Below are 11,964 nucleotides of genomic sequence, written 5' to 3'. Positions count from 1 at the left end.
GCGCGACCATATCTATCACGGAGAGTATTATCCTCGCGAATGTTATGTACATCACGTTTGTGAATGTGTATTTCCTGGTTGGCGTTGGCCTCTGAGCACTCCGTAATGTCCGCAACCAGCTGTTCGAAGCAATTCGGAGCCGGGTTCGGAGATTGGGGTGATGGTGCCGGGTGACCGGCGCCGAAGTTGTTGCGGTGCAGGCGATTCCGTTGACGGGTCCCGGTGCCGGGAACGGGGGGTCGGTGCTGTGGTGGGCCATGTTCGCCAAGCCGTTTCTCGATCTTTCCTGTCGGCTGGGAGTCGGCCGGTGGTGCATTGGTGTCACGGTGGGCCTGAGGCTGCCCCCGCTCCCCGCCCGCGGGTCCCCCACGCATCTGACCAGCACACGTTCCCGGATCTTCGTGGGCGTCCCGGTCTGGGAGGGGGCGCGGGATCTTGACCGCGCTCGGTGACCGGGCGGGGCGCATGGGCCAGTGGGGCGAGATGCGTAGACGGGCCGAGAACACCTGGTTCGAGCGGTCGAATGTAGCTGCGACTGAGCAGCAGGAGAACTCGTCGGAGCGTTCGGAGCCCGGCGTTCCGGATACTCAGGAAATACGTGCGGGAGGCAATATGAACAGCGTCGACATCGCTCTCAAGGAAGCGATGGAGATCGATGGTGCGACCGGGGTCGCGCTGGTCGACTTCACCAGTGGGATGACGCTCGGCACGCTGGGAAGCAGCCACACCCTGGACCTGGAGGTGGCAGCGGCCGGTAACACCGAGGTGATCCGGGCGAAGATCCGCACCATGGACAGCCTGGGTCTGGCGGACTCCATCGAGGACATCCTCATCACCCTGGGCCGCCAGTACCACCTGATCCGCCTGCTGCAGAGCCACTCCGGGCGGGGGCTGTTCCTCTACCTGGTGCTCGACAAGTCGCGAGCGAACCTCGCGCTGTCCCGGCACCGCCTGCGCACCATCGAGGCACAGCTCGACCTCTGAGTCACGCCGCCGGGCCCCCGGGGCCGCCGATCCGGCGGTATCCCCGGGGGGACGGCCGCTTCAGGCGGGGAAGATGGAGGGCGTGACGACCACGCCGACGCTGCGGATCACCGGCCACGTCCTGGTGGGCCCCGACGACGTCCGGGATGAGGCCTGGGTGGTCGACGGGCGGGTGAGCTTCTCCGCCCCGACCGGGGCCGCCGCGCGCGACGTGCGCACCGTGTCAGGATGGGCGATTCCCGGCCTCGTCGACGCGCACTGCCACGTGGGCCTCGTCGCGACCGGGGCCACCGACGCCGCGACCGCCGAAGACCAGATCCGCACCGACCGGGACACCGGCGCCCTCCTGCTGCGCGACGCGGGATCGCCGTCCGACACCCGCTGGATCGACGGCCGCCCGGACCTGCCGCGACTGATCCGCGCCGGCCGGCACATCGCGCGGCCCAGGCGCTACCTGCGCGGCTACGCGGCCGAGGTGGACCCGGGGGACCTCGTCGCCGAGGTCATCGAGCAGGCCGGCCGCGGCGACGGCTGGGTCAAACTCGTCGGTGACTGGATCGACCGGTCCGTGGGCGACCTCGCCCCCTGCTGGCCGCCGGACGCGGCCCGCGCCGCGATCGACGCCGCACACGCCCACGGCGCCCGGGTGACGGCACACTGTTTCGCCGAGAACTCCCTCGCGGACCTGGCCCGGGCCGGCATCGACTGCGTCGAACACGCCACCGGGCTCACCGCCGACACCATCACGCTGTTCGCCGAGCGCGGCGTCGCGATCGTCCCGACCCTGGTGAACATCGCGACCTTCGAAGGGATCGCCGCCGGCGCCGAGGCGAGGTTCCCCACCTACGCCCGCCACATGCGCGACCTGCACGCCCGCCGGTACGACACCGTGGCCGCCGCGCACGAGGCCGGCATTCCGATCTACGTCGGCACGGACGCCGGCGGCTCCCTCCCGCACGGCCTGGTGGCGGACGAGGTGGCCGAGCTCGTCGCCGCCGGGCTCCCGCCGCGGACGGCCCTGAGCGCCGCCTGCTGGGACGCCCGCCGCTGGCTCGGCCGACCCGGCCTGGAGGAGGCCGCGCCCGCCGACCTCGTGGTCTACCCCGAGGACCCGACCGCGGACGTCCGCGTACTGCGCGCCCCCGACCTCATCGTCCTGCGCGGCCGCGCGATCTAGACGTCCCTTCGGGCCGTGGGCCCGGCGGAACCTCTCCGCGTGTCGCTCGTTCCACGTGTGGTGGGGCGGCGCCGTACCGATGCGCCGTACTACCGATGCGCCTGTGTCGATGCGCGTAGCCCGGTGACTGGTGACTGGTGAGAAAGAGAGGCGGAGGGCCGGATGACGGAGCTGGTGTCCGGCGCGAACCTGACCCTGCCCGGCCCCGTGGTCGCGCTGTCACTCCCCGGTCCCTTCGATGTGACCGCTCTGGTCCTCGGGCCGGACGGCCGAGTCTCCGGCGACCGGGACATGATCTTCTACAACCAGCCGACCGGTCCCGGTGTCACCCTGCGCGCCACCGCGGGCGTGCCTTCCGTCGAGCTCGACCTGGATGGCCTGCGCCCCGGCGGTGAGCGGGTCGTCCTGGTCGCGAGCCCCGCCGACGGCGCCACCCCCTTCGGTCGGCTGCCACCACCGCTGGCCACCCTGCGCGCCGCCGGCCGCACGATCGCGACGCTGCGCCCACCCCGCCTCGGGACGCAGACGGCGCTACAGCTCGCCGAGCTCTACCGGCGGGACAGGAACTGGAAGATCCGCGCGCTCGGCCTGGGCTACGCGGACGGACTGGCCGGGCTCGCCCGCGACTTCGGCGTCGATGTCAGCGCTGATGGCGGCGTCGACGCCGGGCCGGCCGGGGGAGTTTCCCGCGCGCCGGACGGTGGGGACCTCGCCGAGGTCGTGGCGCTGACGAACGTCGAACGAGCCCGGGGCGGCCTGGTCGCCCTGGTCACCGAGCCGCGGCTGGCCGCGGCGGCGCACCGGCACAGCGCCGACATGGCGACCCGGGGATTCTTCGCCCACGACACCCCGGACGGCATCACGGTGGCCGACCGGGTCCTGGCCGCCGGCTACTCCTACGCCGTCGTGGCCGAGAACATCGCGGCCGGCCAGCGCACCGCCGCCGAGGTGGTCGCCGGCTGGATGAACAGCCCGCCGCACCGCGCGAACATCCTGCGCCCCGAGGTCCGCCAGACAGGCGTGGCCCGCTTCGACGGCGGCGAGTACGGCGTCTACTGGACCCAGGTCTTCGGCACCCCCCGCTGACTCCCGCCCCCGGCACTTCGGTGTGTCCCCACGCTGGTGGAATTGCGGTGGCCGTCCATTGCCGGCGGCAGCCGGGTCCAAAGGTGGCGATTCGTCGGCGGCTGGTGTGACGTAGGGTCCCCTGGACGCCGGTCGAGGGCTGAATGCCCTGGTCCGGGCCCCTCGGAGCGGCACCGGCGGGGTCTGGGGCCGGTGAGTTGTGGCTGGTTTGCTTGTCCGGCGACCATTCACGACCTTACGTTCGCTCCCGTCACCGTGATCAGTATTGTCGCGGTGGTCGTATGGTTCCGCGTATCTTCTCGCGGGCTTCCGGGGGGTCCTCTGTGACCATCCCGAGCGCAGGCAGGCACCGGTCACCGGTGCCATGTGAGGTGGGCGGCCGTGGACGACGTCATGGGCTACGCCCTGTTGAGCCTGGGTGCCGGCGCGCTGTACGCGCTCGTCGCCACCGGCGTGGTCGTGATCCAGCGCGGTGCCGGCGTGTTGAACATGGCGCAGGGCGCGCTGCTGGCGTGGGCCGCGTACGCGTTCCACGGGGCGCGCGACGAGTGGGGTCTGCCCGCGGCGCCGGCGGCGGTGCTCGCCGTCGGGTCGACGATGGCGGTCGGCCTGGTGTTCCACCAGCTGGTACTCCGCCCGATGCGCCAGGCCACGGCCGTGCTGCGCCTGATGGCCACGCTCGGCCTGCTGATCGTCATCCAGTCGCTGCTGACCCTGATGTACGGCGGGGATGTCCGGCGTTCGCCCACCGTGCTGCCGACCGGCAAGGCGACCCTGTTCGAGACCGCGGTCGGGGTGGACGTCCTGGTGCGGCTCGCCGTGGTGGCTGCCGTCGTGGCGGGGCTGTGGGCGGTGTTCCGGTTCACCACGCTCGGGCTCGCGGCGACCGCGGTGACGGAGAATCCGCAGGCCGCGGCGTCGCTGGGCTGGTCGCCGGACGCGGTGGCGAGCTGGGCGTGGCTGGCCGGGTCGGCGCTGGCGGGGCTGGGCGGTGTGCTGCTCGCGCCGCTGCAGAATCCGTTGTCGGCCGGTGGTCTGATGCTGCTGATCGTCCCGGGGCTGGCGGTGGCGCTGGTCGCCCGGTTCCGGTCGCTGCCGGCGGTGCTGGTGGGGGCGCTGGCGCTGGGCGTCGTGGAGCTGGAGACCCAGGTCCACCTGGTCGCGGACCATCCGGCCTGGCGGGGTGTCGACCGTGCCGTCCCGCTCGCGGTGATCGTGTTCTACCTGGCGGTGCGCGGGCGCGGCATTCCCGACCGGGGCCATGTCGCCGAGCGCCATCCGGTGCTGGGTAGCGGCCGGGTGCACTGGCGGGCGCTGGGGATCACGGTCGGCTGCGCGCTTGTCGCCGTGTGGTGGCTGCTGCCGGCGTCCTGGGTGAACGCGCTGAACGCGAACGCCATCTGGGCGACGATCATCCTGTCGGTCGTGGTGCTGGTCGGCTTCACCGGGCAGCTCTCGCTGGCGCAGCTCGCCTTCTCCGGGATCGCGGCACTGATCGCCGGACGGCTGGTCGCCACCCGGGGCTGGCCGCTGGAGGCTGCCCTCGTGGTGGGCGTCGCCGGGACGGCGGTCGTCGGCGTGCTGTTCGCGCTGCCGGCGCTGCGCACCCGGGGCCTGCAACTGGCCGTCGTGACGCTCGGCCTCGGTGCCGCCGTGGACGCGCTGCTGTTCCAGCGCGGTTACCACTCGCCGGCGGCAAGCCCGCTCGGTGCCCTCTTCGGTGATCTCGGCACGCTCGAGGGGACGGAGGTCGGCGACGCGACCCTGCTCGGGATCAGTCTGGACAAGGTGACGCACCCGCGCGGGTTCGCGACCCTGTCGCTGCTCACGTTCGTCCTGCTCGGGCTGGCCGTGGCGAACCTGCGGCGGGGGCGCGCGGGACGGCGGCTGATCGCCGTCCGGACGAACGAGCGGGCCGCGGCGGCGCTGGGCATCAGCGTGGTCGGGGCGAAGCTTTACGCCTTCGCGCTGTCCGCCGCGATCGCCGGCTTCGGGGGGGTGCTGTACGCGTTCTACACCTACGGCGAACGCGGCAACATCGACTACGGCGGCGGCCTGTTCTCGCCGTTCGCCTCGATCCTGCTGATCGCCTACGCGGTCGTCGGGGGAGTCGGCTGGATCAGCGGTTCCTTCGCCGGCGCGACGATGGCCGCCGAGGCGCTGGCGACGAGAGCCGGGGCCTGGGTCGGCAGCGTCCTCGGCCAGCTCGGCCTGCTGCTGCGCCTGCTCTTCGCCGCGGCCGCCGGCCTGCTGGGCCTCGCGGTCGGCCGCGCCGTCGTGCCAGGTACGGGGCCGACAGCGCCGGCCGCAGGCGGGACGGCGCCGGGCACGGTGCGGGCCGCGCACCTGCGGCGGGCGGCGCCGTGGGTGGTGACCGCGGCCTTCGCCGCAGCCGCCTTCGCGGGCGGGGGCAGGGTCGTCGACTGGCTGGCCGACCTTGACCGCTACGTCCCGCTGATCGGCGGCCTGGTGCTGGTCACGGTCCTCTCCCGGTCCGGTGGTGGGATGGCGCCGGAGAACGCCCGTACCGCCCGCCGGATCCTGGAGCGCCGCTTCCCGAAGGCCGTCGAGCGGCGGATGGCCGCCGACGCGGCCCGGGTCGCCCGCCTGCTCGGCCCCGCTCCGACCCTCGAACCAACTCTCGCCACCCCGAACGCCACCAACGGCACCGCTTCCCTGAGCGCCGCGACCAGCGCCACCAGCGCCCCCGCCCCCAGCGCCCCCGCCACCAACGCCGCCAATGCCACCAACGCCTCCGCCCCCGCCGCAGCGGCGGGCCCGGCGACGGGACCGATCCGCCGGGTCGGCACGGTCGCCTACCCGGCCCGGCCGGCCACGCTGTCGGTCTGGGGACTGTCGGTGAGCTTCGGGCCGGTGGCTGCGGTCCGCTCGGTCGACCTGCGGGTCGAGCCGGGACGGGTCGTCGGCGTCATCGGCCCGAACGGTGCGGGCAAGACGACGGTGATCGACGCGATCACCGGCTACACCTCGTCCGTCTCGCGGTCCCTGATGCTCGGCGACACCCGGCTCGACCGGCTGCCGGCCCACCTGCGTGCCCGTGCCGGGATCAGCCGGTCGTTCCAGAACCTCGAGCTTTTCGAGGATCTCACGGTCATCGAGAACATCCAGGCCGCCTGCGACCCGCGGGACGCCCGTGCCTACGCCGGTGACCTGGTGCTGCCGCGCTCCCGGCCGCTGCCCGCCGCGGCCGCCGCCGCCGTGGAGGCCTTCGGTCTGCGCGACGACCTGCTCCGCACGGTCTCGGAGCTCTCCTACGGCCGCCGCCGGCTGCTGGCGATCGCCCGCGCGGTGGCGACCTGCCCGTCCGTGCTGCTGCTGGACGAGCCGTGCGCGGGGCTCGACGAGAACGAGAGCGCCGGGGTGGCCACGCTGCTGCGGCGGCTGGCGGACAACTGGGGGCTGGGAATCCTGCTCAACGAGCATGACATGGACGTGGTGATGCGGATCTGCGACCAGGTGGTCGTTCTCGACGGCGGTGAGGTGATCGCGCAGGGCACCCCGGGTCAGGTCCGGGTCGACCCGCGGGTGCGCCGGGCCTACCTGGGCGCGGCGACCGGCGCCGGCCGCACACCGGCGGCCGGCTCGGCCGGCGCGGTTAGCCGGTGAGCACGAACCCCCCGGCCCCCGGTGTGCCGCGGCCCAGGACGGGGCCTGCCGCGCCGGTGCTCAGCGCGCGCGGGCTGTCGGCCGGCTACGGCGAGGGCGGGCCGGTGGTCCGCGGGCTCGACCTGGACCTGCGGCCGGGGGAGGTGGTCACCCTGCTCGGGCCGAACGGCGCCGGCAAGACGACGACGCTGCTCGCGCTGAGCGGGGCGCTGTCGCCCAGCGGCGGCACCGTCTCGTGGAACGGCCGGGTGACGACCGCCCCGTTGCACCAGCGTGCCCGCGCCGGGCTGGCCTTCGTCCCCGAGGACAGGTCCGTGATCATGGATCTGACGGTGCGGGAGAACCTGCGGCTCGGCCGCGCCGACACCGGCGTGGCCCTGGAGACGTTCCCCGAGCTGGTCGGGCATCTCGACCGGCGGGCGGGCCTGCTCTCCGGTGGTCAGCAGCAGATGGTCGCGCTCGCCCGGGCCCTCGCGCGCCGGCCCGCGGCGCTGCTCGCCGACGAGCTCTCGCTCGGCCTCGCGCCCCAGCTGGTCGAACGGCTGCTCGGCGCCGTCCGGGCCGCGGCCGACGGTGGTCTCGCCGTGCTCCTCGTCGAGCAGCATGTGCGCAGCGCGCTGGCGGTGGCCGACCGGGTGATCGTCCTGCGGCATGGCCAGGTCGCGTGGTCGGGCCCGGCGGCCGGGGTGCGGGCGGATCCCGACCTGCTCCTCGGCGCCTACCTGCCCCTGGCCTGACGCCACCCGGAGGTCGTCGCCCGGCGCGCGGGCCGGCTGGGCCCGCGCGCCAGGCCGTCGGGTCAGGCCGTCGGGTCAGGAAGCGCCGCGGGTCAGCAGGCCGAGCGCCTCGTAGGTTTCCGGCCCGAGCGGGACGAAGGTGTGCTGGGCGCTGTTCCAGCGGGCACCGCGCATCGTCGTGTTGAAGACGCGCTCCACACCCGGGATGGGGTTGGGCGTGGTGAAGTCCAGCGGCGGGATCACGCCGAGGTCGAGGCCCTTGGTCGCGCGGAGCTGCTCGAGCAGGCTCTTCGTCGTCAGGTCGCCCGAGACGGAGTTGCCGACCTTCTCGGCGATCTGGACGGACAGCCACGCCCCGGTGGTCTCCGTGGAATCCCGGAGCTCGGCGCGCGCGTCGGCATCGCCCCCAGCCGCCTCGGCGTCCATTTCGGAGATCATCCGCTTGAGCTCGGGGAACTCGGCGGCCTGGCTGAGCTCGGGGAACGCGCTGGCGACGACGAGGTTGTCGGCGGCCGGCCCGAGCGTGGCGAGGTACTCCTTGGAGAGGGTGCCGGCCGCGTGGCAGGTGCGCAGGTTCGGGTCGCCGCCGCCGATGACCGCGTAGGCGGCCTGGTCGAACACCACCAGGACGGCGCCGTCCGCACCCGCCCTGCTCAGCTGCGCGACGGTCGGGGTGAGGTCGCTGCTGGTGATCGGGATGCGCAGCTCGGGATTGATCGGCGCCCCGGCCGCGCGCCCGCCGGCCTGGGCCATCGTGATCAGGCGGTCACTCGCGCTCAGGTCGTAGCCGACCAGCCCGACCTTGGACGCCCCGGCCTTGCGTAGCAGCGACGGGCAGACGGCCGGGTAGAAGGTGAGTGGGCTGACGACGAAGCTGACGTCCGAGCTGAGCTCGGAGCCGTCCGCCGCGATCCCGGCCGACCCGATCGCCGGGATGCCGGCCTCCTCGAGGATCGGCATGATCCCGCCCGAGCCGTTGACGGTGGAGACCACGGCCAGAACGTGCTCGTCCACCGCCTTCTGGGCGCATTCCTTCGCCGCGGTGGGGTCGTTCTTCTCGTTGCAGTGCAGGATCTCGACCGGATGGCCCTTGATGCCGCCACGCTCGTTGACACCGCGGGCGGCGGCCCGGACCGCCGCCACCATCTCGGGATGGTTGGCCCCGGTGGTGCCGACCGGCGCGATGATCATCAGCTTGACCGGTTCGCCGGAGCTGGTGGCCGTGCCACCGCCCTGCTCGCCGTCGCCGCCGCCGCACGCGGCGAGCGCCAGCGCGGCCCCGGCGAAGGCGGCCCCGAGCCGCAGACCCAGACGTCGTCTCACCGGTTCGTCCCTCCTGAATACTCCTGGCGTGCCGGCGGCGCGGCGGGGTCGTCCGCCCGCGCGGCGCCACAGGCCTCGCCACGGTAGACCCGTCCGTACGCGATCCCTACGGCAGGGTGAGTCGGGAATCTCCCGGTGTGCCTCCGGGGTGACGCTACGCAGCGTCGCGGGTCGTGGCGTCACAGGGCATGGCGAGACCGCGCACATTCGCCCTGACCAGGCCGGACGTGGTGCCCGAAGGTCGGGGCGCGGGTGCCGGAAGGTGTCGCCGGCCGGCGCCGCTCAGATCATCTGGGACGCCGCTCGGATTGATGTCAGATCACCTGGGACCACGCGTAGGCGAAGCCCATGACGTGGTCGGTCAGTGTCTCCAGGTGGCTCGCCGTCCGCTGGTCGACCACCTTGCCGTCCGGGCCGAAGGGCGGCGTCGAGGTGTCGATCGAGACGCCGAGCGGGGTCGGCCAGCCGCGCAGGGCATGGACGGACGAGCGCAGCGTCGCGAGCGCGGTGCCTGCGGTCTGCGGGCCGTCCGCGCAGACGATGAGCCCGACCGCACGCCCGTCGAGATAGGGGCGGGGCGCGTCCCGGAGGTCCTCCAGATAGTCCAGGGCGTTCTTGACCAGGCCCGACATGCCGCCGTGGTAGCCCGGAGTGGCGATGACGAGGCCGTCCGCCCGGGCCACCTCACTGATCAGCCGCTGGGCCGCCGGCGTCCGCTCCCGCTGTTCCGGGACGTACATCGGCAGGTCCAGGTCGGCCGAGCCGAGCAGGACGGTCTCCGCTCCCGCGCCGGCCATCGTCCGCAGGACGGTGCTCAGCGCGTGCAGCGTCGTCGACTCCGGCCGGGTCGTCCCCCCGATGCCGACGATGGTCGGGCGGCGCCGCCGCTCGTTCCGGACGGTCGGGCCCGCGAACCCGGTCAGCCCACTGAGCGCGTCGAGCCCGCCCAGGCCGCCCAGCGGGTCACCCCCCGACCGGGCCGGTAGATCCTGACCCGGTCGTACCCGGCGCCGGGCCAGCAGGCCCTCGGAGTTGTGCCCCTCGCCGTTCGTCGTGAACGCGCCGTGCACGTCGTCCATCGACTCCTCCTCACCAGACCTCGTGCGGTTCCCCGGTGGACCGGCGCGGTGCGGCGCCCCGGTCCGCGACCGGCGACCGCCCGAGACCGGGCCCCCGCCGAGGCCCGGGCGCCCAGCGCCGGACATCGGTCGGATGTGTTGAATGACTTCTCATCTCATTACCGCAAAGACCAGGTCAGATGCGACGGATGGTGGCCGGTCGGCGTGTCACGGGTGGTCGGCGTGTCAGGAGTGGTCCGGGCCGCGCCGCAGCGCAGCCGGCAGCGCCACCGCGCCCGGACCGAAGGCGGCGACCCGGTCGTCGGGGTTGGACATGTGACAGTGCTGCAACGACAGACAGCCGCAGCCGATGCACGAGTCGAGACCGTCACGCAGCCGCTCCAGCGCCTCGATCTGCTCGTCGAGGCGGATACGCCAGTCGCGTGAGATCGCCGTCCAGTCCGCGCGGGTCGGGGTCCGCTCGTCGGGAAGCCGCCGCAGCGCCTCCCGGACCTCCTCCAGGCTCAGGCCGATGTTGCGCGCGGCCCGGATGAACGCCAGTCGGCGCAGCACATGGCGGGCGTAGCGCCGCTGGCCGCCGCTGGTCCGGCTCGCGGTGAGCAGGCCCTCCCGCTCGTAGAAGCGCAGCGCGGACGGGGTGAACCCGCTGCGGTGCACGACCTCGCCGAGGGTCAGCAGATCCGTGGAGCGCATCGCCCGACGGTACTACCTGAACCTGAAGTCAGGTAGAGCTAGCGCGGGCGGCTCACCGCCGGAACGGGCCGGACACCTCGAAGGTCATCCCGGTCCGGCCGCGCCCGTCCTTCCCCCGTTGGGAGGAGAAGTACAGCCGGCGCCCGTCGGGACTGAAGGCCGGGCCGGTGATCTCGGAGGCGCGGTGGTCCGGCAGGTGCAGGAAGCGGGAGAGGACGCCGGCACTTGTGATCATGTGCAGTGCCGGCCCGGGGTTGTCCTCGGCGATGAACAGGTCGCCGGCGGCCGATCCGGTGATGTTGTCCGGGCCCGTCATCCGCGTTCCGTCGCGCGGGACCCGCTCGGGGTCGTAGAGCACGGAGATCCGCTCGCCGACCGCGTCGTAGGCCCAGACCCGGTTGTCGCCCTTGGTGGTGAAGAAGCAGGTGCCCGCCACGTAGTGGCAGCCCTCGCCGCCGTCGAAGGCGCGGGCGTCGGAGACCTGCCTGCGGGTCGACCGCGGGAGGCCGTCCGGGTCGGGGACCCGCGCCCAGCGCACCGGACCGGACTCGGTGTCCTCGGGTGCGACCAGCACCTCCAGGACGCCCGCGGACAGATCGCCCCACCGGGCCGGGCGGAAGCGGTAGAAGCAGCCGTCACGGCGGTCCTCGGTGAGGTAGACGACCTGGCGGTCGGGGTCGCAGGCGGCCGCCTCGTGGGTGAACCGCCCCATCGCGGGGCGTGCCACCGCGTCCCGGCGGCCGTCCGGCCATGTCTCGTGCACCCGCCCGAACGCGTGCTCCTCGCAGGAGAGCCAGGTGCCCCACGGCGTCGCCCCGCCCGAGCAGTTGGCCGAGGTGCGCCGCAGGATCCTGCTGGCCGAGACGATCGTGCCGGTGGCGTCGAAGCGCAGCGCCGAGGCGCCCCCGCGCCACGCTGTCTCGGAGTTGGAGACATAGGTCCAACCCGTTCCGGCGGGGAAGCAGGCGCCGCCGTCCGGGGCGTCGTGCCACTGAAGATCCGTGCCGGGGACGACCTGGCGAGAACGGGCGACCACCCGGCTGGTGAACCCGCGGGGCAGGGCGACCCCGTTGGCGTCAGGTGCCTGAGGGAGGCCATAGGGGCCCTCGCCCGGTCGGGCGGTGGCTGCGAGCGCGGGTGCCCAGCTCGCTCCGGACAGAGCGGCCACCCCGGCGCTCGCGAGCGCCAGGCGCAGCACGGCGCGGCGGTCCACGGTTGTCGCCTCCTCACTGCGGTCAGCGACCCGACCCTAAAGTGA

Annotated in this window: 9 protein-coding genes; 5 read left to right on the top strand and 4 right to left on the bottom strand. The window is 73.5% G+C overall.

Going from position 1 to position 11,964, the window contains the following annotated elements; all coding sequences use genetic code 11:
• Positions 1-612: 612 nt before the first annotated feature.
• The 5 genes from AC559T_RS05200 (at position 613) to AC559T_RS05180 (ending at position 7,611) form a co-directional block, all read left to right on the top strand.
• Positions 613-984: a hypothetical protein gene (locus AC559T_RS05200; protein ID WP_020572709.1), complete on the top strand. Its 372-nt coding sequence runs from the start codon at positions 613-615 to the stop codon at positions 982-984.
• Between the two features lie 73 nt (positions 985-1,057).
• Positions 1,058-2,161: an amidohydrolase family protein gene (locus tag AC559T_RS05195; protein ID WP_373693984.1), complete on the top strand. Its 1,104-nt coding sequence runs from the start codon at positions 1,058-1,060 to the stop codon at positions 2,159-2,161.
• Positions 2,162-2,323: 162 nt separating this feature from the next.
• Positions 2,324-3,247, top strand: a complete 924-nt coding sequence (locus AC559T_RS05190; protein ID WP_112104694.1) for a CAP domain-containing protein — start codon at positions 2,324-2,326, stop codon at positions 3,245-3,247.
• 381 nt (positions 3,248-3,628) lie between these two features.
• Complete coding sequence (locus tag AC559T_RS05185; protein ID WP_498867943.1) at positions 3,629-6,874, top strand: ABC transporter permease subunit; 3,246 nt, start codon at positions 3,629-3,631, stop codon at positions 6,872-6,874.
• Complete coding sequence (locus AC559T_RS05180) at positions 6,871-7,611, top strand: ABC transporter ATP-binding protein (RefSeq protein WP_498867942.1); 741 nt, start codon at positions 6,871-6,873, stop codon at positions 7,609-7,611. Before AC559T_RS05185 ends, AC559T_RS05180 begins: the two co-directional genes overlap by 4 nt.
• A gap of 75 nt (positions 7,612-7,686) precedes the next feature.
• Here the strand turns inward: AC559T_RS05180 and AC559T_RS05175 are convergent, their stop codons facing one another.
• From AC559T_RS05175 to AC559T_RS05160, 4 genes are all read right to left on the bottom strand, one after another.
• Entirely contained in the window at positions 7,687-8,934 is a 1,248-nt protein-coding gene (locus AC559T_RS05175; RefSeq protein WP_071061284.1) for an ABC transporter substrate-binding protein, read from the bottom strand.
• Positions 8,935-9,248: 314 nt separating this feature from the next.
• The gene (locus AC559T_RS05170; protein ID WP_112108255.1) at positions 9,249-10,013 is read right to left on the bottom strand and encodes an NADPH-dependent FMN reductase; all 765 of its coding nucleotides are present in this window, start codon (positions 10,011-10,013) and stop codon (positions 9,249-9,251) included.
• Between the two features lie 225 nt (positions 10,014-10,238).
• Positions 10,239-10,706, bottom strand: coding sequence for a redox-sensitive transcriptional activator SoxR (gene soxR, locus AC559T_RS05165; protein WP_020458915.1), 468 nt, complete (start codon positions 10,704-10,706; stop codon positions 10,239-10,241).
• 52 nt (positions 10,707-10,758) lie between these two features.
• A complete protein-coding gene (locus tag AC559T_RS05160; RefSeq protein WP_498867941.1) occupies positions 10,759-11,919 on the bottom strand; it encodes an alkaline phosphatase PhoX in 1,161 nt (386 codons plus the stop codon).
• Positions 11,920-11,964: the final 45 nt, after the last annotated feature.

This window comes from Frankia sp. Hr75.2 (assembly GCF_949319125.1).
GTDB lineage: Bacteria > Actinomycetota > Actinomycetes > Frankiales > Frankiaceae > Parafrankia > Parafrankia soli.
This window is presented reverse-complemented; position numbering and strand designations above follow the sequence as displayed.

Bases quoted from the DNA above. Each gene is read 5' to 3' on its own strand.
- AC559T_RS05190 (WP_112104694.1), top strand. From the start codon at position 2,324: ATGACGGAGCTGGTGTCCGGCGCGAACCTGACCCTGCCCGGCCCCGTG.
- AC559T_RS05200 (WP_020572709.1), top strand. From the start codon at position 613: ATGAACAGCGTCGACATCGCTCTCAAGGAAGCGATGGAGATCGATGGT.
- AC559T_RS05170 (WP_112108255.1), bottom strand. From the start codon at position 10,013: ATGGACGACGTGCACGGCGCGTTCACGACGAACGGCGAGGGGCACAAC.
- AC559T_RS05195 (WP_373693984.1), top strand. From the start codon at position 1,058: ATGGAGGGCGTGACGACCACGCCGACGCTGCGGATCACCGGCCACGTC.
- soxR (WP_020458915.1), bottom strand. From the start codon at position 10,706: ATGCGCTCCACGGATCTGCTGACCCTCGGCGAGGTCGTGCACCGCAGC.